Consider the following 23,648-nt stretch of genomic DNA (forward strand, 5'->3'; position numbering starts at 1 on the left):
GCAAAATGATTTACAGCACATGAATCTTAGGGAGCTTTTACTCAGAACCAGGAGTTACAGACGGTTTGATGAATCATACAGGATTCCGGAAGCAGAGCTGGAAGCACTGGTGGAACTGACACGGTTGGCACCTTCGGCAAGAAATCAGCAGGTGTTACGCTATATTATTGTTTCGGATAAAAAGACCTGTGATGCCATATTCCCAAATACGGCCTGGGCCGGATATCTGAAGAACTGGAACGGTCCGGTAAAAGGCGAACGTCCTTCAGCCTATATCCTGGTTCTTAAGGTTCGCGATCTGACTTCCAATCTTTATTGTGATGATGGTCTGGCCATACAGACCATTATGCTTGGCGCTTCAGAGAAAGGCCTCGGCGGTTGTATCATCGGCTCGTTCAGTAAACAGGCTTTGCTTGAGATGTTTAATCCCGGAGAAAATTATGAAGCACTGTATCTTATCGCTTTGGGAAAACCAATTGAAACTGTTGTAATTGATGAGATTCAAAATGGAGATATTAAATACTGGCGCGATGACAAGCATGTACATCACGTGCCCAAACGTCCGTTGAAAGAATTAATTTTAACCAAAAATGATACGCCATGAAGAAACGGTTATATTTCCTTGCAGCTTTAATGCTTTGTCTGACTGGTGCTCTTAAAGCGCAAAATGGAACTGATTCACTCACTTTTACCGGTACAGTGTTCGACCGTGTTACATTAGAAACGCTTGATGATGCGGTCTATTTTAAAGGGCATCATACATATGGACTACAACCTGGTGGAAAGTTCAGAGTTAAAGCCGCTGTCGGGGATACCATCATTTTTAGTTATCTGGGTTATAAAGATCTGATTGTTACGCTGGATGATTCCCTCGCCAATAACGATTACCTGATGGGTGTATATCTTTCTCCGGTTGCAACAATGCTTTCCGAAGTAGTGATTGTTCCGCGGTATTACAGCCTTGACGTTCTGGTCGCCATTGATCCGGTAAAACAGGCAAAGGAACAGGCATATGCAGAACGTAACCTTAAAATGTCAGCCTACCAGGGACTTTTACCGGCGACAAAGATGGATAATGAGATGAATCAGAAAATGACCATCGAAAAACACCGCATGGATGTGGAATACAAACAAATGCTGAGTCCGAATCAGATGGTTGGAGTCAACTTTTTTACTGTTGTACCAGAAACGAAGGAATACCTGGCCGGATTAAGGGAAAAAGGATTAGCCCTGGATCTGGGAAAAATAACAACTCAGGAGGAAGAAAACTATCTTCGGTCTATTTTTAAAGCTATGCAGTTAGAAAATAAGGCTAATAGAAAAGATATCGAGATTGAGGATACGTTACTTAATGAGGAGATCAAAATTCCAAAAAACGATTAGCTGCATTCCAGAATTCTACCACTGGCTTATTTAAATCAGTGATATTAAAAGAAATTTTTTTGTGTTCTGTGGAATACTTAAAGTAAGACTTATTATGCTGATTTTTAATTCTAAAACTTATTGGTTGTTAGTATTTATAAAGGGTTTAGAAACAAACTATAATTTAGATTGAATAAAAAAAGACTTGTTTTGAAAAATTATTACTCTATATTTGCCTTTGAAAAAGGTGACAAAAATCATATTTTAACTCTGTGATGATTAAAAATTCTTCTGACATAAAAGTAAACATGATGGCATGTATGATGTGTATGTGTTGTAACGGTTATGTTATGCGGAAGGATAAAAATATATAGTAAGCGAATAATTTTAATTATAGGCCCTTCTGCTACCGCGGGAGGGCCTTTTTTATTGTTTTCAGATTTTCAGGTGACCGCAGGGTTACTTTGTAAAGAACAAAAGAAAAATTTTAAACAAAACGTTTATGCCAAAAAAACTTGAGAGTGCCAGGATCGTAGAGAAGAGAAGCAGAAGTATTGTGAAAACAATATCGTGGCGCACGCTGGGAACAATTGATACCATTATCATTTCGTATTTTATTATAGGCGATGTGCATTTTGCCATGGCCATAGGAGGCGTGGAGGTATTTACCAAAATGGCCTTGTACTTTTTCCATGAGCGAGCCTGGAGCAGGATCAATTTTGGAAGAGCAAAGGAAACACCCATTGATTATGAAATATAAAAACGATTAACATGGCGCATAATTTCTTACCCATCGCAATTGATATTGCAAATCAGAAAATCCTTATCATAGGTGGAGATCAAAGTGCATATAAAAAGCTTAAGATACTTCATCGCTATGGTGCCGAAGTCGAAGTTCTGGCCAATTTTATCTGTGATGAGATTAAACAGACCGGCGTGAAGTATTTTGAAACGGATTATGACAAATCGTATTTACAGGGTTATCTGATGCTGTATTCCTGTACCAATAACGATGTACTGGATCAACAGATCGTAATAAATGGTAACGAGGCAGGTGTTTTAGTCAACATTCATGATAAACCTGACCTATGCCAGTTTATTTCACCGGCCATCCACAGAACAGGAAATATCTCAGTCGCAGTAAGTTCAAACGGCAAAGATGTATATGAATCCATCCGGATACGAAACAAGATCCGGGACGAACTAACTATTGAATAAAAATAATAATGAGCATAAAATCAAATCCATTAAATGAAAACCAGCTAAAAGCCTTTAATCTGCTGGTGGAGGAGCTGAGCCCGAACCAGTTGTTCTGGATCAGCGGATATCTGGAAGGCCGGCTGGCAGCAACAGGTATTAAATCTGACAACACAGTTGATGCGGCGACCGTAGTAACACATCAAAAAGCAAGGCTTACGGTTTTGTATGGCACAGAAACGGGAAAGTCTCAAAAAGTAGCTGAAGAGCTGGCAAAGAAAGCCGGAGAAAACGGAGCCGTGGTGAACCTTGTCAGTTTGTATGACTATAAGCCAAAATCTCTGAAGGACGAAGAGCATGTAGCCGTTATCGTGAGCACACACGGCGAAGGCGAACCACCTGATATGGCTGAAGATTTTTATTCGTTTATAACCGGTAAAAGGGCTCCGGAACTGAAGCATGTAAAATTCGGGGTGCTGGCGCTTGGCGATAAGTCTTACCGTTTTTTCTGTAAAACAGGAGAGGACATATACAATGCCTTCGAAAAGTTGGGTGCTCAAAACCTGACACCACTTGTAAAATGCGATGTGGATTATGAAGACGATGCAACAACATGGGTTGATACACTGGTTCAGAAACTGAAACCATCTGCTCAGGCCGTAGTTGAAACTAATCAAGAAAAGACACAGGCAACATCTGAATATTCAAAAAAGCATCCTTTCCTGGCTCCGGTGCTTGAAAAAGTGAAGATCACAGGTCGGGATTCGGATAAGGAAGTATATCATTTCGAATTGTCTCTGGAAGGTTCCGGGTTATCCTATGAACCGGGTGATTCGGTGGGAATCTTTACCAGGAATCCAAATCTCCTTGTGGAGAGGATTCTGAATCATTCCAGCCTTGATCCCGTGCAAAAGGTGAACCTTAAGATAGGGGAGGTTACTCTTGCAGATGCCCTGACCTATCACCTTGAGATCACGGTCCTGTCATTGGATATTCTTCAGAAATACTACAATAAAACGCAGAATGAAGCATTGAAGGAAGTGTTGGATAACAGTAAAATCCTTGAAGAGTTTTTGTACGGAACGGACCTTCTTGATCTGCTGGAAGACTTTCCTTACAATTGGGAAGCTCAGGAATTGGTGGATCTGTTGCGGCCTCTGCCGCCAAGGTTATATTCTATTTCATCCAGTCAGGAAAGTGTTGGAGAAGAGGTTCATGCCACCATTGCCATTGTGCGCTATACACGAAAAGACAGGGACCGGCTGGGAGCATGTTCCACTCATCTGGCTGATCATGTGGTGTTGGATGAGAAAATCCCGCTCTACATTGAAAAGAACCCGGCATTTAAACTGCCTGCAAATGGCGCTAAAATCATTATGGTAGGCGCCGGAACAGGCGTTGCCCCGTACAGGGCATTCCTGCAGCATCGTGAAAGTCAGGGTAAAAAAGGAAATACATGGCTCTTCTTTGGCGAACGCAGATTTCAATCCGATTTTCTTTACCAGGTTGAGTGGCAGAAACTACTGAAATCAAATCATCTTGAACGTATGGATGTGGCTTTTTCAAGGGATCAGAAGGAGAAGCATTATGTACAACACCGGCTGAAGGAGCAACAGAAGGAAGTTTATGAATGGCTGGAAAACGGTGCCCATCTTTACCTCTGTGGCGATATGAAACATATGGCAAAGGATGTAAACAGAACACTGCTGGATATTATTCAGGATCAGGGAGGTAAAAACATAGAAGAGGCACAGGCCTATGTGAAGCAGCTGAAAAAAGAAAAACGGTTCCAAACCGATGTGTATTAATTGAAAAAACCTTTGATAATGAGCGATAACATAAAATGGGAAGAACTTTCCGAAGTTGAAAAAATAAAATATGACAGTAATTACCTGAGGGGAACACTGAAAGAGAGTCTGGCTGATCCGATTACGGGAGCCATTGCAGCTGATGATACGCAGGTGTCAAAGTTTCACGGCATTTATCAGCAGGCGGACCGGGATATTGAAAAGGAACGTAAACAGCAGAAGCTGGAACCGGCTTATTCCTTTTTAATCCGTCTCCGTCTGCCGGGCGGCAAGGTTACACCGGAGCAGTGGCTGAAGATGGATGCAATTTCTGACCGGTATGCCAACGGAACACTAAAGTTAACCACCCGTCAGACATTTCAGTTACATGGCGTTTTAAAACGTAACCTGAAACCGACCATTCAGAAGATGAATGAGAGCCTGATGGATACCATCGCAGCATGTGGCGATGTGAACCGTAACGTGATGAGCCATGCCAATCCTGCGGAATCTATTCTGCATTCCGAGGTGATCGATTTGGCCAAACGGTTAAGCCTGCATCTCATGCCTAAAACGGGCGCTTACCACGAAATCTGGCTCGATAAAAAACTGGTGGCTGACAGCAAGGATGAAGTGGAACCATTATATGGCAAGCGATATCTGCCCCGTAAATTCAAAATTGGCGTTGTTATTCCGCCCCAGAACGATTGTGATGTTTTCTCACAGGATTTAGGGTTGATTGCCATTGCTGATACAGATAAGATTGCCGGATATAACGTAGTTGTCGGGGGTGGTCTGGGGTCAACATTTGGTATGGAAGGCACCTATCCACGAACCGGAGATGTCATCGGGTTTGTTAAACCGGATCAGGTACTGGATGTGGCTGAAAAAATTTTAACCTTTCAAAGGGATTACGGGGACCGTAAAAACCGCAAACAGGCGCGACTGAAATATACGATTGACCGCCTTGGTCTGGATTGGTTTGTTTCGGAAGTGGAAAACCGGTTGGGATATAAACTGGAAGAGGCAAGGCCATATAAACTAACCCGTAACGGAGATAATTTCGGTTGGCGAAAAGGAACAGATGGCAGATGGCATCTGACCTATTTTGTGGAAGGAGGACGCGTGAAAAACACCGGCGATAAACGTCTTAAGGATGCCTTGCGCGAAGTTGCAGAAACCATTGATGGTGAGTTTATTCTGACCGGTAATCAGAACCTCATTATAACGGGCGTTTCGGATAAATCAAAGGAAACCGTGAATGCGATTCTGAAAAAATACAAGGTATCACCGGAAAATATATCGGGTCTGCGCAAGAATTCCATTGCCTGCGTGGCATTGCCAACCTGTCCGCTTGCTTTTGCGGAAGCGGAGCGTTACCTGCCTGACCTTGTCACAAAAATTGAGCATATCCTTGAGAAATACGGACTTTTTAAAAAGGAGATCGTAATTCGCATGACCGGCTGTCCCAATGGATGCGGCAGACCATATCTTGCTGAGATTGGCCTCATCGGTAAATCTCCGGGCTATTATAATCTTTACCTGGGAGGTAATTTTGTTGGATCCCGGCTTAACACTCTTTACCGTGAAACAATACCCGAGGAAACTATTTTGTCGGAGTTGGATCTTATCATTAAGGATTTCTCTGAGGCACGACGTACCGGAGAACAGTTTGGTGATTTTGTGATCCGAAAAAATTATGTTAAAGAGATTAAGGAAGGAAAAGAATTTAAGCATTAATGCCCTGATCTTTGTTTAATATGAAAGGCAGAAAAAGAATATGAAAGAAAAAGTTTCCATATTGGGTTGTGGCTGGCTGGGAACAGCAGTTGCTAAAAGACTTATCGTTGCCGGTTACACCGTCAGGGTTTCAGCAGCTACACCTTCACATGTAGAAGAACTTGAGGATTCCGGCTTTGATGCGTACCGCGTGTTGGTTCATCCGGAATATCTTGAAGTGGATGATCCGGCATTTTTCGATTGCGATGTGCTGATGATCTCCATTCCGCCAAAACGTATCGATACTATTGAAACCGTTTTTCCATCTCAGGTTTCTCAAATAATTAACAAAGTGAAAGAACACGCCATACAAAAAGTGGTGTTCATTTCCTCTACATCCGTATATGAATCCAAAGGGACCATTGTTAAGGAAGGAGAGGAAGGAGAACCTGAAAAAGCAAGTGGAAGAGCATTGCTGAAATCCGAACTGATGTTGTTGGCTCAAACGGAATTTCAATCAACTATACTTCGCTTTGGCGGCTTAATCGGCGGAACCAGAAATCCTGCCCGTTTCCTTTCGCGGAGATCGGAAGTTCCGGCTCATACACCGGTCAACCTGATTCACCAGGACGACTGTGTGAATATAATTCAGCAAATCATCGAAAAGAATGTTTGGAATGAAATCTTCAATGCAAGCAGTCCGGTTCATCCAACACGAAAAGAGTTTTATACCCGTGCTGCTGAGGTAAGTGGTTTACCTGCACCTGGTTTTACAGATAAAGAAGAGCCTTATAAAATTGTGAGTAGCGATAAGCTGATCAAAAGACTGGGCTACCGGTTTGTTTACGAAAGTCCGGTGGATTACCTTAACGATATTGAACCATGACCGACGGACATCTGATATCCATTGTTGGCGCCGGTCCGGGTGATCCGGAATTGCTGACTGTAAAAGCGCATAGGAGACTGAAAGAAGCGGATGTGATATTGTACGACGCCTCTATGGGAAGTGAAATGTTGCAGCTGGCAAAGCCTGACGCCATTAAAAAATTTGTAGGAAAGTCGGCTGCTGACGGCCAGGACCAGACTGTGAGACAGGATGCCATCCATCGGGAATTTCTGATATGGGCTGCACAGGATAAACGTATTATTCGGTTAAAAGCAGGTGATCCGATGGTTTATGGCCGTGGTGCCGAGGAGATCAGGTTTTGTAAGGAATGCGGACTGAATTATGAGGTCATTCCGGGATTAACGGCAGGAGTGGCTGCTTCGTCCCTTTTTTCGCTCCCTTTAACAGAACGTGGGAAAAATAATCTGATCCTGTTTTATACCGGACAGGATAAAGGGGAAGGATTTCCTGATATTGAAACCACAACAAATGTACTGAAGAACGGATCGCCGGTAATTGTGTATATGGGATTGAAAACGCTTCCGTTGCTGTCTCCGCAGTTAGTCAAAAAGGGCGTGGATCCATCCTTGCCGGTTCAGATTCTAAGCAGGATTTCCCAGAAAGATCAGTCTCATCTGTCAACAACACTTGCGGATGTCAGTACGCTGTTAAGCCAGGAAGACCCTCCTACACCTACCCTGGTCATTATCGGAAGAAATACAGGGATGATTTGATTCTTTTCTTATGCCCCTTCAGGGCGAATGATTTTCAGCTTTGGTATTCACAGGGCTTCGCCCTGCGTTTGTGCTTAAGCACCTTCGGTGCAATTACAACATAACATTTACGTGTTGGAATAAAGTCTGAAGGACTTATAGCATTAGCACCTGGCATCGCCCGGTATTGGGTATCATTAAAGTTCCATTGCCCTGAAGGGGCAAAAGAATAACAAGTTTATTTCCATCAGAATGTGATGATAAGAACATGGATAAATACGCAGTGTGGTGGCCTTCATTTCTGCTTAAGCAACTTCGGTGCACGCTTAACACCATTTTTGCGAGTCGGTAAAAAGTCCGAAGGACTTAAAGCACCAGCACCGGGCAACGCCCGGTATTGGATATCATCAAAGTTACATTGCCCTGAAAGGGCAAAAGAATTAATCCCATAAGTATCTCTCATCATACTCAATATTGTATTTCTCAAGAAATGCTCTTAATTCATCCTGAAATGTTTGAGTCTTATGATGTTCTTTTTGATTTAGAATATATTCTGTAATAACCTTTACTCCTGTTGGATTAACAGAGAAGATGCCATAGCCATTTTGCCAGTAAAATGATGCATATCTTGGATTAATGGTCTTGATCCAAATTGACGATTCTTTTTTTAGCTTTTCAAGTAATATGGCTTGTGTAATCTTTCTTGAGAGAATGCAAAGGATGTGTATATGATCATTATATCCTCCAATTTGAACAGGATTACATTCAAGTCCTTTACAAATTCCACCCAGGTAATCGAAGAGTCTTTTCTGAATTTCTTCATCTATCAATGCTTTTCTGTTTTTGGTACTAAATGTAATATGCACATAGACCTTAGATAATGATTGAGGCATGGTATTTCGTTTAGAGTTAGGAATATAAAGTTATGAATTAAATAAATGCGAAATGATAAATTCTTCTAATGCCCCTTCAGGGCAAAGGATTTTCAGCTTCGGGAAACACAGGGCTTCGCCCTGCGTTTATGCTTCAGCACCTTCGGTGCAATTTTAACACCATTTTTGCAAGTGGGTAAAAAGTCCGAAGGACTTATAGCATTAGCACCGGGCATTGCCCGGTGCCGATATTCAACACGGTTCCATTGCCCTGAAAGGGCAAAAGAATGATAAGTTTATTTCCATCAGAATGGGATGATAAGAACATGCATAGATACACAGTGTGGTGCCCTGCGTTTATGCTTAAGCACCCTCGGTGCAATTACACCATAACATTTTAGCGCTTGAATAAAGTCTGAAGGACTTATAGCATTAGCACCTGGCATTGCCCGGTATTGGGTATCATCAAAGTTCCAATGCCCTGAAGGGGCAATGGAATAACATCTTATTAATCATCAGAATTGGATGAAAAGGACGTGCGTTTACGGTTCATTGCCGGAAGCCGTTTTCAAAACCTAAATATTTAGTACCTTTATTCGGATTTTTGAAAACCTCAGTCTTAAGTATTATGGTTCAGTTCCGCTCTATCTTTCGAAAACCGAATTTTTGTCTGGTTTTAATCCTTTCATTTATTAGTGTGATGGCCTGTAAGTCAGGTGAAAAGGATGTTGTCAATTCAGAACCAATTGATCGTTACGATCTGGTGACCCGTCATAATGTGGTGATCCATGAAACTGATCCGATGGCAGTTATGTCGGTAGGTAACGGAGATTTTGCGTTCAACGCTGATGTAACCGGTTTTCAGACGTTTGAAGATTATTATTATACTAATGGCATACCGCTGGAAACACGTACGACATGGGCCTGGCACTCCTTCCCTAATACGCAGCATCTGACACTGGAAGATGCCATGACAGCTATCGATTTTCATGGAAGGGAAATTAAATATGCCAGTCTGCAGAAAACGCCTGCCGGTGATTATTTTCGTAAGAATCCGCATCCGGTTGCTATGGGGCAGATAAGCCTGGTGGATCAGGATAACAAAGCATTAGGACCTGACGCTATTGATAAGATTAATCAGAAGCTTAATCTCTGGACCGGTTTGGTGACCAGTCAGTATACCGTTAATGGAGAATCAGTTCAGGTTGAAACCGTCAGCGATCCTGAAAGGAGCCTTGTCGCTTTTAAACTTGTATCGACGCTTCTGAACACTGGTAAACTGCAACCTGCTTTCCATTTTCCGTATGCCTACGACCTGACTAAAAAGAACAAACCTGCCCTGGATTGGAGTAAGCCTGATCAGCATGAAACAACCGTTATTTCTGAAACCCCGAATGAGGTTATTTTGCAGCGAACCGTTGATACAAGCCGGTATATTGTAAAGATTCACTGGAAAGGGAAGGCAAAATGGGTAAGAGATGCTGCTCACCGGTTTCATCTGAACTGTACCGGAAGTGACAGTATTGAGCTGGTATGTGAATTTTTACCTGAGAATACAGCCGATGAAATTCAATCATTTGATGAGACCAAAATTGCATCGGCTTCCTCATGGAATGATTACTGGATGACTGGAGGAGTCGTTGATTTTTCAGGTAGTACAGATCCAAGGGCAAAAGAGCTGGAGCGGCGCATTATTTTGTCGTTATACCTGATGAAGGTTAATTATTCCGGATCGTTTCCACCGCAGGAAACCGGTCTGGCCAACATCAGCTGGTACGGGAAGCATAATTCAGAGGTCTACTGGATTCATGCGGCGCATTTTTACCAGTGGAACCATAGTGATCTTTTAGAGAAAGGACTGCAGTGGTACAGGAAGATACTTCCTGTGGCGATGGCTGATGCCAAAAGCAAAGGCTTTGAAGGAGCACGTTGGCCGAAGATGTCCGGCATTAACGGAAGAGTAAGTCCCGGAGGCATAAATCCGTTTATCATCTGGAATTTTCCAAATCCGGTTTATTTATCGGAGCTCGTTTATCGTGCGCATCCTGATTCCACAATATTGAATACATACAGTGATATTGTTTTTGAATCCGCAAAATTCCTGGCATCATATGCCTGGTACGATGAGGCTACGGATCGTTACATTTTGGGTCCGCCCATAAAAAGTGTAAATGAAAGCACCATAGAAAATACAACGATGAACCCGACATTTGAGCTGGCGGAGTTTTATTACGGACTGAAAGTTGCGCAGGACTGGAGGGAGCGACTGCATATGGAAAGTGAACCGCATTGGGATGATATTCTGAACAAGCTTGCACGGCCTACGGTTCAGGACGGAAAATATGTGGAACTGGAATCCGATCCTAATATGTATAACAGTCAAAGGCATTATTCGTCTGCCATGCTGATGGCTTTGGGATATTTACCGAAGACACCGATGATAGATGAAGACACGATGCGGAACACCTTTGAAACCATTTATGAACGAAATGGCCTGAATAGCTTTGTAAGCTGGAGCATGGGAAAAGGTGCGCTCACTGCTGCCCGTCTGGGGGATGCTGAGAAAGCCGTTAATATTGTGTGTAATGATGCTCCTCAGGCCAGGTTTTATAAAACCGGGTATGTGCCGCGTCCCAAAGAAGGCAGAAAAAATCCGGCTTATCTTCCGGTTAATGCATCATTTCTGGAGGCTGTTGGGCTTATGGCAGCCGGATGGGGTGAAGATGAGCAGGACATAGCACCCGGATTTCCGAAAGATGGATCGTGGACCGTACGTGTGGAAAATCTCAATAAGTTACCGTAGTGCTGCATAGAAGGTTTTTCGGCATAAAACTGGTTCACCAGCCATACTTTTTTTAATTTGGCGGAATAAAATGAAAATCCAAAATTAGTATATGATGAAAAAACATTTTATCACAACAGCTTCAGTATTTTTAATGGTTTTGCTGTTCACCCATTGTGGAACGAAACAGCCGGAAAAGGAGATTAGTTTAACAAATACATCGGATGTTAATCTGATTGATAAGGCTATCTCTGTTAAGCGGTCTGATATTCCGGGCTATTCCAAAGAAAGTGCTTATCCGCTCATATTATCTGAAAAAGGAGATACGATACCGTCGCAGTTAAATGACCTGGATGGTGATAAAAACTGGGACGAGTTATTTTTTGTGGCTGATCTTCCTGCAAAAGGTTCCGGTATATTCACGTTTAAGTGGATTCAGTCACAACCGCAGTATGTCATCAGAACCAGTGCACGGTTTGGAAAACGGACCTCTGCAACGACTCCGGTTAAAGCGGAAACCAGTGATACCCTGTATGCGAAAGATTTACCCAAAAGTCTGGGATATCAGCCTTATCAGACGGACGGGCCATCATGGGAAAATGATAAAGTCGGTTTTCGCCACTATTTTGACGGAAGAAATGCCAACGACCTGTTTGGAAAGAAAGCTCCGTTTATGTCACCCGAAGATGTCGGGATTAATGCCAATGGTGAGGTGGAAGACAATTATCATGTCATGGCAGACTGGGGCAGAGATATTCTCTCTGTCGGGAATTCTGTTGGCCTGGGAGGTTTCGCCCTTATGACCGGTGATCAGTTGTTGCGTTTGGGTGTAACTGTAAATGATTCAGTGAATAATGTGGCTATGACCTCATTTGAAATTACGGCTGAAGGTCCGGTAAAATCTGTGATGAATTACCATTACATGAACTGGAACCCTGAAGGTGAAGACAGGAATTACGATGTTAAAGAGACCACCAGCATCTGGCCGGGCATGTATGCCTATCAGAATAAAGTGGAGTTTGAGGGTCTTATGGGTGATGAAACCCTGGTGGTAGGACTGGTTAATATCAACAATCAGAATCCATTGGAGGAGATTCCGGTGAATGATCAGTGGATGGTACTGCTGACGCACGATATGCAGACTTACGACCGTCAGTGGTGGCTTGGCCTGGCGCTCATTGTTCCGCGTGATATCTACGAAGGCTACACCGAAGCTCCTAAAACAGGTCAGTTGTCTAATACCTTCCTGGCAAAACTTAAAGTATCTAACCATGAGCCTGTAACATATTATGCAGCAGCAGGATGGGAGATTGCTGATGAACGGTTTAAAGATCATGATTTCTGGGTAAATTATGTGGTGGATCTGACCAGACAACTGTCAGCAAAGGTGGACGTAAGCGTAAAACCAAAAGCAGAATAGCAGATGCTGAACTTAAAAACAAATCATTTTTTTTCAGTCATATTACTTACCGGTATTGTTTTTGTAAGCTGTGGTTCAAAAAAAGAGAACAGCGGTGGTCCGGATCAGTATAAAAAAGGCAGGTTATTGTATGCTGATGATTTCTCTGATGGCTTGAAACAGTGGGTTCCTGAGGTTGAAAATAAACCGGGTTCTTATGTAAAAGTCGAAGACGGGAAAATGATTGCTGATGTTCAGGGTGGAGCGACTATCTGGTTCAGGCATGAGTTGCAGGGAAATATTTTGATCGAATTTACCAGGGCTGTCATCATAAATGGCGGCCCAAACGATCGCTTATCGGATATGAACATGTTCTGGATGGCTACTGATCCAAATAATGATACCCTGTTTACCCGAAATGGTGTGTTTGCAAGGTACCATCCCTTGCTGTTGTATTATGCCGGTATCGGAGGGAACACAAATTCTACCACGCGGTTCAGAAAGTATGATGGTACAGGCAACCGGATTCTTTACACGGATTATTCGGATGAGGCTCATTTGCTGAAACCCAACAAAACATATAAGATTCAGATTGTAGTGTATAACGGAACCACCAAACTGTTTCAGGATGGGGAGATGTATTTTTCATTTGCGGATGATGATCCGCTAACCGAAGGATATTTTGGCTTCAGGCTGGTAAAGTCGCATCAGACAATGGATGATTTTAAGGTGTACAGGCTTAAAGAATGAATAATTAATATTGAAGAGTGAATAGTTGGTTTTTATTGAAAGTGGTTTAGCAGGGGACAGAAGGGTGAGCGAAGGGAGGTATATGTATGTAGTCTCATTTGTCTGAACGACATGAATTTTTAACTATTCATTGTTCACTTTTCATTAAGTAACACGTAACGTGTCACCCGTAACTATAATTAGGATGAAGAAAGAAATTTATATTGTTTTGGGTATGCTGATTGGTATATCTGTGGTTGTGAGAGCGACATCGTATTATGTGGCTACAGATGGGAGTGATACAAATCAGGGAACGATAGATCAGCCTCTGGCATCCTTACAGAAGGGACAGGAAAAAGCATCGCCGGGCGATACAGTATTTGTAAGAGGCGGTACATACCAGGTTTCTGCCAATGCGGTTTCCAATGTGGTATCCGGGTTGTTTGCCTGTGTAACGTATCTGGATAAAAGCGGCCAATCAGGAAAGCTGATGCATTACTTTAATTATCCGGGAGAACGGCCTGTGTTTGATTTTTCATCTGTGAAACCTTCAGGTCAAAGGGTTGTGGCAATTTATGTGCGAGGTGATTATATACATATCCGTGGTTTTGAAATGACCGGCGTTCAGGTGACTATAACTGATCATACAGAGTCATACTGTATTTATAGTCGGGGGAATTATAATATTTATGAGAATCTGATTATGCACGATAATAAGGGAACCGGAATACGGCATTATGGTGGTGGTCACAATCTGTTTCTAAACTGTGATGCCTACCGGAATCATGATGATGTCTCAGAAGATGGCAGGGGTGGCAATACCGATGGTTTTGGCTGTCATCCCGGTGATGGTGGTATCGGAAATGTATTCCGAGGTTGTCGCGCCTGGTTCAACAGTGATGATGGGTTTGACTGCATTCGCGCCAGGGAGGCCATTACATATGAAAACTGTCAGGCTTTTTATAACGGTTATTCCCCAACTTTTCAGAGCCTTGGTGACGGTAATGGTTTTAAAGCAGGAGGTTTTGCACATGATGTTGCAGCTGATATTCCCAGTCCGGTGCCTTCGCATACCGTGCGGTCCTGTCTTGCAGTAAATAACAAAGCCAATGGATTTTACTCTAATCACCATCTGAACGGCAATAGGTGGTATAACAATACAGCCTATCGCAATGGCGTAAATTATAATATGGTGAACCGGGAAAGTCCGGAATCGGACAATATCAATGTGAATGGGTATGATCACGTTCTGGTCAATAATTTGGGATATAAAGCCAGGAGCAGTGAAACAGCATATATCGATCTGAGCCAGAATACATTGTTAACGAATTCGTTTGATAACAGCTCAGTCACAGTTTCGGATGCTGATTTTCTGGAACTGAACGAATATTATATTACCCTTCCCAGAAATTTAGACGGGACTATACCGGATAATGACTTTATGCATCTGGCCCCCGGAAGCGATCTGATCGATGCAGGAACGGTAACAGGTAAACCATATTACGGCAAGGCGCCTGATATTGGTGCCTTCGAATATGAACCGGGTGAAGCATATAAGCCTTCTGCAGCTGTAGGGTTTGCAATCTCTCCAAATCCCGTAAAGTCGTATATTAATTTAGATACAGATGAGTATAAGGATATTAAAATAATAGATGCAACAGGCAAGGTTTCAGGATTCAAAAGTGACTTCAATAAGCTGGATGTTTCGGATTTGAATACAGGCATCTATATTTTAAAATTGATCGCAAATAATGGCAATATGCTGACAAGTAAATTTGTTAAGCTGTAACCTCATTTTTAATGAATAAGAAAAAAAAATTACTTCCCGTTCTCCTTTTGATAAGTCTTTTTTTTGTTTTTGGCTTAATTACAAAAGGCGCTGTTAATGAAAAATGTCAGCCAACAGAACTATCCGTCAATTTCCTAACCCGAGCCGGGCAGGTATTTTTGAACGGCTATCCGGTCAATACAACTTTACATGATGCTGTTCACCGGAATGAAAATTTCCAGTTTACAGAAATTGCCCAAAAGAAACCGTTTTTTGGCTGGGTTGTAAATTCAGATCAGGAAAATACGTTGCAGACCGCTTATCGTATTCTGCTTGCATCCAATCTGCAAAATCTACAAAATGATAATGGCGATCTGTGGGATTCAGGGAAAACAGAAAGTGACCAGTCTCTGAATATAAGCTATGAAGGGAATGCTTTGCAAGCTAACGCTGTTTATTTCTGGAAAGTAAAAACCTGGGACAATCATGGAAATGAATCGCCCTTTTCTGCGGTGTCACAGTTTAAAACAGCATCAAACCTGGTGGATTATGAAACCTCCCGTTATCCCTTACAAAAACAGGATGAGTTCCCTGTTGCAGTAAAGGATCAAACGAACAATGTGACCTTTATTGATTTTGGGAAGGATGCATTTGGAAGGCTACGGCTCAATCTTGAAAGTCAAACAGGCAAAGATACGATTACGATTCGCCTGGGTGAAGTGGTAAAGGATGGCAATATTGATCGCAATCCGGGAGGAACGCGCCGTTTTTCAACGTATCAACTGGCGTTGAATGCAGGCCGGAATACCTACATCATTGCTATTCGTCCGGATAGGAGAAATACCGGATCGAGGGCCATCCATATGCCGGCTTATACAGGTGAAGTCACACCATTCCGTTATTGCGAGATTGAAGGTTATAATGGTAAGATAGAACAGTGTGACATTATCAGGGAGGCTGTATTTTATCCTTTTAATGAAACAGACTCTTATTTTACCAGTTCTGATAAAGTGCTGAACCAGGTGTGGGAGCTGTGCAAATATTCCATGAAAGCAACTTCGTTTACCGGCGTGTTTGTAGATGGAGACCGGGAACGGATACCATATGAAGCCGATGCTTTGATCAATCAACTGGGATATTACAGTGTGGTACGGGACTACAGTATCGGACGTTATACTGAAGAGTATCTGATTCATCATGCCACCTGGCCAACGGAATGGATTCTGCAGTCTGTTGTAATGGCGTGGTACGATTATCTGTATACCGGAAATAAGGAATCCCTTGAGCAATTTTATAAGGATCTGCAGGCTAAAACACTTTTACCACTAGCTGATGAGTCGGGATTTATCAGTACCAGAACCGGGAAAGTAACCCCGGAATTGTTAAAGTCAATACATCTCAATGATAATATCCGTGATATTGTGGATTGGCCGCATACGGGTATTCTGGGCCTGGGTAAAAATGAGAAGGGAGAAACCGATGGTTTTGTGTTTATGGATGTAAATACGGTAGTAAATGCCTACCACTATTTTGCATTGAACGCAATGGCAACCATTGCAGGAGAATTGGGTAAAAAAGAAGACCAGGAGTTTTATGCATCACAGGCCGGGAAACTGATGGACGTTTTTAATAAAGAGTTACTGGATAAAACAAGGGGAATTTATGTAGACGGCATCGGAACAGATCATTCTTCGCTCCATTCCAACATGTTCCCTGTAGCTTTTGGTCTGGCACCAAAGAAGAATGTGGATCAGATTTCTGATTTTATCCGCTCAAGGGGAATGGCCTGTAGCGTGTATGGATCACAGTTCTTGATGGAAGCCGTTTACGACAATCATGACAGCCGGTATGGTCTGGACCTGCTAACCTCAACGTCGGAACGCAGCTGGTACAATATGATCCGTGATGGCTCCACCATTTCCATGGAAGCCTGGGGAAACAAATACAAGCCAAATCAGGACTGGAACCATGCATGGGGAGCTGCACCGGCCAATATCATTCCGCGTAAACTCATGGGCATTGAACCACTTGAGCCCGGATTTAAAAGAATACAGATCAAACCACAACCTGCTGATCTTGAGTACGCCAAAATAAAATGCCCAACCATCAGAGGCGCAGTGTATGTGTCGTTTACAAATAAACCCGGAGAAGCTTTTAAGCTGGATATTTCTGTTCCGGCCAATACGACAGCTGATGTTTACGTTCCGGTTCAACCCAATGCCAGACATTTGTTTCTTGACGGACAAAGGATCAAATACAAAAAGGGGAAAGGATTTCTTAAGGTAGAAAATGTTGGTTCCGGTAAAAAGACATTTGAACTGAAATAGGACGTTCGAAAGTCAGATTGACTGAAAGATACCTGGCATTCTCAATTGTAATTTTCATTTGAAATGAATATATTTAACAATATCAATATTTGTTGATTTTGCGTGTAAAATATTAGCCTGATTGATCACTGCCACTTTTTGTGACAAAACCAAATTGTGTAAAAATGTATATCAAAGCTGAAATACTGGATTTTATTAATAGAAACAGTAAAAATGAATATGATTCATTTTATGTGTATGATAGTCAAAAAATAAGAGAACATTGCCGTGCCTTTAAGTCTATAACATACAAGAATAAGTCCATTCATTTTGCATCGATGGCAAATGTAAATCCACAGTTTCTAAATATTGTAAAAGAGGAATATCTGAACATTTTCGTTAATTCTGTCATGCATATGGAAATGGCTTATAAGTCAGGTTTCAGGGCTGATGAAATAATTTTTACTTCATCAGCATTGAGCTGTGAAGTAATGAAAAAAGCAGAGAGTTATGGTGTTCAGATCAATGCCGATTCACCAAATCAGCTTATGCAATGGATGAAACTTTTCCCGGATAAACCAATCGGAATACGCTGTAATATTGGTGATGCAGTTAAACCTTATTCAAATCATGCTGGCTCCTTTATAGGTAATAACAGCAGATTAGGATTTACAATCCGTGAGATCCGCGATATTCCAGATAAGTCAAAAGTAAAAGGCTTCCATTTATACGTAGGGACCGATATTTTCGATATCAATTATTTCATTGATTGTTATAAAGAGTTGATTGCATTAACTGAGGATTTTCCAGAACTGGAATATTTAAATTTTGGTGGCGGATTTGGGGTGTCTGAAAACGGAGACGAGAAATTTGATTTTGGGCAATACAATACACGGGTTTCGGAACTGATGCAAGATATTTCGCACAAAAAGGGGAAAAGCATAAAATTAATACTTGAACCCGGACGCATTATTGGGGGTGAAGCAGGGTATTTTGTATGTTATGTAAGTGACATAAAGGACAGAAAGGAGATGCAATTTGTTGGTGTGAATGCTTCCACCGTGCAGTTTTCACGCCCACTGCTCTATGCCGATATCGCTGATCATCCCGTTATGGTGATTCGGGGTGGTACACCGATTCAAACTGATGATAAGAGGGCAACTACTATTTATGGATGTTCAACATATTCCCGTGATATTTTTTCGAATAATATTGAATTACCTGAACTACAAACAGGGGATACAATTGTATTCGGTAATGCCGGGTCATATTGTGCATCATCTTATATGCAGTTTCTTGGATTTCGAAAACCAGAAGAATTCTTTGTATGAAAGTAGAGTTGCTGGAAGGATCAACAGGATATAAAGCATTTAAGAATGTTTGTACAAATGTCTATTCTGGAAATAAATTATACAGAGGAACAGAAGCCGGGATTGAAAAATTGTTGTTGCATTCAGGAAGTTCCTACGCTAAACATTCAAACATAAAGCTGTTCAGTATCAGGGATGGAAGCAGTGATGTAGCACGCTTTGCCCTTATCCGGGATTTCCGGTTGCCTGACTATGTTCAGGTCTCTTTTTTTGAAGCACACGAAGGATTAGGAGATATCTTTCCCTTGATCAGAAATACAATTCATAAACATTTCGCCAGTTGTAAAAAGATTGTAGCAGGTTTAAACGGGCACCTTAATTATGGTGCAGGGATTTTACTGAATCGGTTTGATGAAGCGCCCTTATTTGGTCTGCCATATAATCCGGAATATTATGCCGGTTATTTTAAGGAATTGCACGCCCGAAAAATGGTAACATTTCGGTTTAATTTTGACCAGTATATTAAATGGGCCAGTGCGTACTCTGTTGAAAGAAAGATTGACGGACTTAAAGTTCGTTTTATGAATAAGCGTGATATTGAAGCTGAAATTGAAATTTATACAAGGCTAAATAATTTGGCCTTTAAAAAGCATCCTTATTGGGCTGATCGTGATATCGCTGAAGATTTAGAACTGTTCAGACCATTCCGGTTTTTAATGGATAATGAAAATTTGATATTTGCTGAAGTCTATGGAAAACCCGTAGGTTTCTTTCTTTGGTATCCTGATTTTAATAAGCTTGTTTCATCACAAAGGGATTTAAATGCAATGGATGTGTTAAAATATCGGATGGGCAGATCAATTGATACCTTTCGCTTTACAGAAATTGGCATTGTCCCTGAATATCAGGGCAGCCCTGTAGCTTTAGCCTTAATTAATAAGGCATTACCAGTGCTTATTAAAAGAGGATATAAATTTTGTGAGGGTGGTTTTATTTTTGAGGAGAACCGGAGTTCCATTGCATTTGTAAAACGCATCTTGACACGCTCATTTGGTTCAGAACCTGAGATCTACCGTGAGTTTGCAACCTTTGAAGCAGATTTATAGCATGACAAATTTTGATTGTATACATAAAGCAGAATTTTTACCTGATCAGTGGGACGTGCTTGCCGACAATTATTTTCAGCGGACTAAATTTTTATGGCATACAGAGAGATTTAATCCCTGCAGTCAAAGATACTTTCTTTGTTATGATAGCGACAGACTTGTTGCTGCTGCAATTGTATACACCTTACATTTAGATTTGTTTACGTTTGCAGGAATTAAAAGTCCGCTTAAAATGAACATCGTTGGGGTTCCTTGTTCTGTGTCAGGTTCGGGAATATTTGGCGAAAAGCATGCTGTTGAACTTCTGAAAACACACATTTATGATACTGTAAAAGGGTTTGTTCTTTCCCTTAATCTGTCAGAAAAGCCTCTGTCTAACAAAAATGCGGCAGGTAAAACGCTGCCTTCCATCGAATTAGTCAATCGATTTGAAGATTGGAGGGATTATAAGGCTTCATTACGTTCAGGTTACAGGCGGAGATTGGTTAAAATAAATCAGGAGAACGGAGATGTGCAATTTAAAAAACTTAAATGCCCTGAATTTAATTCAGGAATGTACCAGCAATATCTGAATGTGTATAACAGAAGCCATGGGAAGCTGGAGAAACTGAATCACGATTTTTTTAAAAATCTTCCCTCTGAATTTAACTTGACAGTCTGCATGAAAGAAGGGAAAATAATTGGATGGAATATAGGACTTGAGGATAATGATGTATATTATTTTTTTTTAGGAGGGATAGATTATACGCAAAACAAAATTAGTAATACCTATTTGCGACTACTTTCCGGAATAGTGAAAGATGGGATCGAAAATAAAGCCCGGTTGATAGACCTTGGTCAAACGGCTGAAACAGCGAAAATGCGAATGGGAGGGAAAATAAAACCTTTGTATATGGAAGCGCATCATAGCACAAGGTTTATTAATTATCTTCTTAAAGTTTTTCGCCCGTTGCTTGAATACAGGAAAGTGCTTGAAAAAACAAAAGCGTTAAAGGAGGTATAGACATGAAAATACTGATGGTACGCCCCAGACCTTCTTCGGAAACAATAGGACTGCAGCATTTAATGATTGTGGAACCACTTGAACTGGAAATTCTATGCGCATTAAAAAGGGAGGGTGATGATGTTGTAATTATCGATATGATTCTGGAAAGGCGACCTTTTGAATCGTTTATTTCTGAACATAAACCCGATGTGCTGTGTGTTACAGGTTACATTACAAATGTCTCAACCATAATATCGTATTGTACTATAGCCAAAAAAAATCTTCCCCAAATTACAACAATAGTTGGTGGTGTGCACTGTGAAGTATGCCCGGAAGATTTTGATAATGAAAGCATAGATTTCCGGGTTATAAGAAATGCATCATCAAATTTTACTGCTTTGCTGAATCATATAGATCATAAAGCAGGTATCCCACAGGGAATTTTGCAAAAAGGGGGTTCGCTAAAAAATATGCAACTTCCTGATCCGGATTTTTTTGTTCCTTTCCCTGAACGTAGTGCTGTTTCAAAATACCGGGATAAATACTTTTATATATTTCATAATAAGGTTGCCTTAATAAAAGCATCATTCGGCTGTCCGTATAATTGCACGTTCTGCTTTTGCCGAATAATCACTTCCGGAAGATATCATCAAAGACCGGTAGCTGAAGTGATTCAGGAACTTGAGCAAGTACATGAGTCGGAGATCTATATTGTTGATGATGATTTTCTTGTAGATGTTAAATGGTTGCGATCATTTATAAAAGAAATAAAACACAGAAATATTAACAAACATTTCCTGGTATACGGACGTGCGGATTTTATTGCGGGCAATCCGGAAATCATACATGAACTTGCCAAAATAGGATTAAGAACGGTAATTATTGGTTTTGAAAGTTTTTCTGATATTGAGCTCAGCAGATACAACAAAAAAACATCGTTGAAGATTTACAGGAAGACAATGGACGTAATTCACCGGGAAAAACTGGATGTGTTTGCTACCATTATTATTCCACCAGACTGGGATAAAGGCGATTTCAGGAATATGGTTAATGTATTAAAATCACTGAAAATTCACTTTGTTAACCTGCAGCCTCTTACACCTCTGCCAAAAACGGGAGTGACTTTTCCCGAAGAAGATATCATACTTGATAAAATGGATTATGCCCGATGGGATCTTGCGCATATATCGGTGCGTCCGACAAAACTTTCTGTTCCGGAATTTTATCAGGAGATATTGAATGCTTATAATGCGATCCTGTATAATCCACGGGTGCTATGGAAGTATCTGATAAGTTATAAACCGCGGATGCTTTACAAAATGTTGATTGGAGGAAGCAGAGTGGCAAAACAGTATAAAACCAAAATTAAAGAAGTAAAAAATCATGCCTAAGATTTTATTTATACAACCGACTCAATATGCAGAAAACGGGAAACTTTGTAAACAAAAAAGAATTAACCTTCCGGGACTTGCTTTCCCGCTATTGGCTGCTTACACACCTCCTCACTGGGATGTTGAATTACTTATAGAGGTAGTGGATGAAATAGATTACGATATAGAAGTTGATATTGTGGCAATAGGGACCATGGGGCATGCTACGTTTAGAGGGATTGAGATTGCAGCAGAATTTAAAAAAAAGGGACGAATCGTAGTGATGGGAGGATATATGGCATCAATAGCCCATGAAGAAGCGGGGAAATATGTGGATTCAGTTGTTATTGGAGATGCAGAGATTTCCTATCCTAAAATGTTGCAGGACTATGAAAAAAAGGGCACATTGGAACCAGTTTATAATTATCCTGTAACAGAATTAAAAAATCTTCCGGTGCCAAGGTATGAACTTCTTACACAAAAAAATATTGGATCAATGTTACCGGTTCAGGCAGGACGCGGGTGTTCTTTTACCTGTTCCTTCTGTTCCATTGCCTGTCTCTACAAGGGCAAATATATGTTCAGGCCTGTTGATGAGGTTATTAATGATATAAAGGAAGTAAAACGTTTGGGTTTCAACAGATTTTATTTGATCGATGATAACATTGTATCCAATCCAAAATACCTTAAAGAACTGTGTGAGAAAATACAGCCATTAAAAATGAAGTGGGCCAGTCAGTGTGCGATACACCTGGCAAATAATGCAGAGCTTCTTAAAATTGTTAGAAATTCGGGTTGTGACCTGATGAGTTTTGGTGTTGAGAGTATTCAGCAGGATGCAATTGATAGCCTTGACAAACAATGGTTAAAAGCCAGCGAACATGAGAAAAATATTAAAATTCTTTCTGAGTCAGGAATAGCAGTCAGCACTGAAATGATCATAGGTTCGGATTATGATACGGAAGAGTCCATAAGGGAAACATATCAATTCATAAATAGAAATAAAATACCGATTCCAAGATTTTATATTTTAACTCCTGTTCCGGGTACGGAATTACATAAGCAGCTTAAAACAGAAGGACGGATGTTAACGGATGATCTTCGACTTTTTGACGGAACACGATGCGTTCATATTCCAAAAAAAATTACCCCTGAAAGACTTACGGATATGTACTGGTGGCTCAACGGAAAAGTGTTTAGTTTCAGAAGCATTGCTTATCGTGTTTTACTGAATAGAAAATTGTGGCATAATCCCGGTATTTTATTATTTGCATTGGCGGTAAATTTTCACTACAGATCATATATAAAACGTAAAATAACACCCAACATTTTTTAATGATACATACCAGTCTTACAA

Annotated in this window: 19 protein-coding genes; 18 read left to right on the plus strand and 1 reads right to left on the minus strand. The window is 41.1% G+C overall.

The window, feature by feature from the left end:
* Positions 1-19 precede the first annotated feature (19 nt).
* From ACE1ET_RS16190 to cobA, 8 genes are all read left to right on the plus strand, one after another.
* Positions 20-604, plus strand: a complete 585-nt coding sequence (locus tag ACE1ET_RS16190) for a nitroreductase family protein (RefSeq protein WP_375729465.1) — start codon at positions 20-22, stop codon at positions 602-604.
* A complete protein-coding gene (locus tag ACE1ET_RS16195; RefSeq protein ID WP_375729466.1) occupies positions 601-1,383 on the plus strand; it encodes a hypothetical protein in 783 nt (260 codons plus the stop codon). Before ACE1ET_RS16190 ends, ACE1ET_RS16195 begins: the two co-directional genes overlap by 4 nt.
* Positions 1,384-1,864: 481 nt before the next feature.
* Complete coding sequence (locus ACE1ET_RS16200; protein WP_375721605.1) at positions 1,865-2,122, plus strand: DUF2061 domain-containing protein; 258 nt, start codon at positions 1,865-1,867, stop codon at positions 2,120-2,122.
* A gap of 11 nt (positions 2,123-2,133) precedes the next feature.
* Positions 2,134-2,580, plus strand: a complete 447-nt coding sequence (locus ACE1ET_RS16205; RefSeq protein WP_375729467.1) for a precorrin-2 dehydrogenase/sirohydrochlorin ferrochelatase family protein — start codon at positions 2,134-2,136, stop codon at positions 2,578-2,580.
* Positions 2,581-2,588: 8 nt separating this feature from the next.
* Complete coding sequence (locus ACE1ET_RS16210; protein WP_375729468.1) at positions 2,589-4,367, plus strand: assimilatory sulfite reductase (NADPH) flavoprotein subunit; 1,779 nt, start codon at positions 2,589-2,591, stop codon at positions 4,365-4,367.
* Positions 4,368-4,385: 18 nt separating this feature from the next.
* Positions 4,386-6,086 carry an assimilatory sulfite reductase (NADPH) hemoprotein subunit gene (gene cysI / locus ACE1ET_RS16215; RefSeq protein WP_375729469.1) on the plus strand — a complete coding sequence of 567 codons (1,701 nt, stop codon included), beginning with the start codon at positions 4,386-4,388 and terminating at the stop codon, positions 6,084-6,086.
* Between the two features lie 40 nt (positions 6,087-6,126).
* Positions 6,127-6,951 carry an SDR family oxidoreductase gene (locus ACE1ET_RS16220; protein WP_375729470.1) on the plus strand — a complete coding sequence of 275 codons (825 nt, stop codon included), beginning with the start codon at positions 6,127-6,129 and terminating at the stop codon, positions 6,949-6,951.
* Positions 6,948-7,685, plus strand: coding sequence for a uroporphyrinogen-III C-methyltransferase (gene cobA, locus ACE1ET_RS16225; RefSeq protein WP_375729471.1), 738 nt, complete (start codon positions 6,948-6,950; stop codon positions 7,683-7,685). Before ACE1ET_RS16220 ends, cobA begins: the two co-directional genes overlap by 4 nt.
* A 419-nt stretch (positions 7,686-8,104) precedes the next feature.
* Here the strand turns inward: cobA and tnpA are convergent, their stop codons facing one another.
* Positions 8,105-8,557, minus strand: coding sequence for an IS200/IS605 family transposase (gene tnpA / locus ACE1ET_RS16230; RefSeq protein ID WP_375729472.1), 453 nt, complete (start codon positions 8,555-8,557; stop codon positions 8,105-8,107).
* Positions 8,558-9,164: 607 nt separating this feature from the next.
* On the opposite strand from tnpA, the gene ACE1ET_RS16235 reads away from it, so the two are divergent.
* From ACE1ET_RS16235 to ACE1ET_RS16280, 10 genes are all read left to right on the plus strand, one after another.
* Positions 9,165-11,339: a hypothetical protein gene (locus ACE1ET_RS16235; RefSeq protein ID WP_375729473.1), complete on the plus strand. Its 2,175-nt coding sequence runs from the start codon at positions 9,165-9,167 to the stop codon at positions 11,337-11,339.
* A 91-nt stretch (positions 11,340-11,430) separates the two neighbouring features.
* Complete coding sequence (locus tag ACE1ET_RS16240; RefSeq protein WP_375729474.1) at positions 11,431-12,738, plus strand: DUF4861 domain-containing protein; 1,308 nt, start codon at positions 11,431-11,433, stop codon at positions 12,736-12,738.
* 3 nt (positions 12,739-12,741) lie between these two features.
* A complete protein-coding gene (locus ACE1ET_RS16245) occupies positions 12,742-13,467 on the plus strand; it encodes a DUF6250 domain-containing protein (RefSeq protein ID WP_375729475.1) in 726 nt (241 codons plus the stop codon).
* A gap of 184 nt (positions 13,468-13,651) precedes the next feature.
* The gene (locus ACE1ET_RS16250) at positions 13,652-15,235 is read left to right on the plus strand and encodes a T9SS type A sorting domain-containing protein (RefSeq protein WP_375729476.1); all 1,584 of its coding nucleotides are present in this window, start codon (positions 13,652-13,654) and stop codon (positions 15,233-15,235) included.
* 11 nt (positions 15,236-15,246) lie between these two features.
* Positions 15,247-17,541, plus strand: coding sequence for a family 78 glycoside hydrolase catalytic domain (locus tag ACE1ET_RS16255; protein ID WP_375729477.1), 2,295 nt, complete (start codon positions 15,247-15,249; stop codon positions 17,539-17,541).
* Positions 17,542-17,705: 164 nt separating this feature from the next.
* Positions 17,706-18,851 carry a type III PLP-dependent enzyme domain-containing protein gene (locus ACE1ET_RS16260; RefSeq protein WP_375729478.1) on the plus strand — a complete coding sequence of 382 codons (1,146 nt, stop codon included), beginning with the start codon at positions 17,706-17,708 and terminating at the stop codon, positions 18,849-18,851.
* Positions 18,848-19,936 (plus strand): hypothetical protein, encoded by a 1,089-nt coding sequence (locus ACE1ET_RS16265; RefSeq protein WP_375729479.1) that lies wholly within the window; start codon positions 18,848-18,850, stop codon positions 19,934-19,936. Before ACE1ET_RS16260 ends, ACE1ET_RS16265 begins: the two co-directional genes overlap by 4 nt.
* Position 19,937: 1 nt before the next feature.
* Positions 19,938-20,939, plus strand: a complete 1,002-nt coding sequence (locus ACE1ET_RS16270; protein WP_375729480.1) for a GNAT family N-acetyltransferase — start codon at positions 19,938-19,940, stop codon at positions 20,937-20,939.
* A 2-nt stretch (positions 20,940-20,941) separates the two neighbouring features.
* Positions 20,942-22,312, plus strand: coding sequence for a B12-binding domain-containing radical SAM protein (locus ACE1ET_RS16275; RefSeq protein WP_375729481.1), 1,371 nt, complete (start codon positions 20,942-20,944; stop codon positions 22,310-22,312).
* Complete coding sequence (locus tag ACE1ET_RS16280) at positions 22,305-23,627, plus strand: B12-binding domain-containing radical SAM protein (protein WP_375729482.1); 1,323 nt, start codon at positions 22,305-22,307, stop codon at positions 23,625-23,627. Before ACE1ET_RS16275 ends, ACE1ET_RS16280 begins: the two co-directional genes overlap by 8 nt.
* Positions 23,628-23,648 lie beyond the last annotated feature (21 nt).

It is taken from the genome of Quyinboa mangrovi (genome assembly GCF_042219825.1).
Lineage (GTDB): Bacteria > Bacteroidota > Bacteroidia > Bacteroidales > UBA5342 > JBHJHP01.

Coding starts and splice junctions, on each gene's coding strand:
- ACE1ET_RS16245 (WP_375729475.1), top strand. CDS start 12,742: ATGCTGAACTTAAAAACAAATCATTTTTTTTCAGTCATATTACTTACC.
- ACE1ET_RS16205 (WP_375729467.1), top strand. CDS start 2,134: ATGGCGCATAATTTCTTACCCATCGCAATTGATATTGCAAATCAGAAA.
- ACE1ET_RS16265 (WP_375729479.1), top strand. CDS start 18,848: ATGAAAGTAGAGTTGCTGGAAGGATCAACAGGATATAAAGCATTTAAG.
- cysI (WP_375729469.1), top strand. CDS start 4,386: ATGAGCGATAACATAAAATGGGAAGAACTTTCCGAAGTTGAAAAAATA.
- tnpA (WP_375729472.1), bottom strand. CDS start 8,557: ATGCCTCAATCATTATCTAAGGTCTATGTGCATATTACATTTAGTACC.
- cobA (WP_375729471.1), top strand. CDS start 6,948: ATGACCGACGGACATCTGATATCCATTGTTGGCGCCGGTCCGGGTGAT.
- ACE1ET_RS16280 (WP_375729482.1), top strand. CDS start 22,305: ATGCCTAAGATTTTATTTATACAACCGACTCAATATGCAGAAAACGGG.
- ACE1ET_RS16260 (WP_375729478.1), top strand. CDS start 17,706: ATGTATATCAAAGCTGAAATACTGGATTTTATTAATAGAAACAGTAAA.
- ACE1ET_RS16190 (WP_375729465.1), top strand. CDS start 20: ATGAATCTTAGGGAGCTTTTACTCAGAACCAGGAGTTACAGACGGTTT.
- ACE1ET_RS16250 (WP_375729476.1), top strand. CDS start 13,652: ATGAAGAAAGAAATTTATATTGTTTTGGGTATGCTGATTGGTATATCT.
- ACE1ET_RS16235 (WP_375729473.1), top strand. CDS start 9,165: ATGGTTCAGTTCCGCTCTATCTTTCGAAAACCGAATTTTTGTCTGGTT.
- ACE1ET_RS16220 (WP_375729470.1), top strand. CDS start 6,127: ATGAAAGAAAAAGTTTCCATATTGGGTTGTGGCTGGCTGGGAACAGCA.
- ACE1ET_RS16210 (WP_375729468.1), top strand. CDS start 2,589: ATGAGCATAAAATCAAATCCATTAAATGAAAACCAGCTAAAAGCCTTT.
- ACE1ET_RS16195 (WP_375729466.1), top strand. CDS start 601: ATGAAGAAACGGTTATATTTCCTTGCAGCTTTAATGCTTTGTCTGACT.
- ACE1ET_RS16255 (WP_375729477.1), top strand. CDS start 15,247: ATGAATAAGAAAAAAAAATTACTTCCCGTTCTCCTTTTGATAAGTCTT.
- ACE1ET_RS16240 (WP_375729474.1), top strand. CDS start 11,431: ATGATGAAAAAACATTTTATCACAACAGCTTCAGTATTTTTAATGGTT.
- ACE1ET_RS16200 (WP_375721605.1), top strand. CDS start 1,865: ATGCCAAAAAAACTTGAGAGTGCCAGGATCGTAGAGAAGAGAAGCAGA.
- ACE1ET_RS16270 (WP_375729480.1), top strand. CDS start 19,938: ATGACAAATTTTGATTGTATACATAAAGCAGAATTTTTACCTGATCAG.
- ACE1ET_RS16275 (WP_375729481.1), top strand. CDS start 20,942: ATGAAAATACTGATGGTACGCCCCAGACCTTCTTCGGAAACAATAGGA.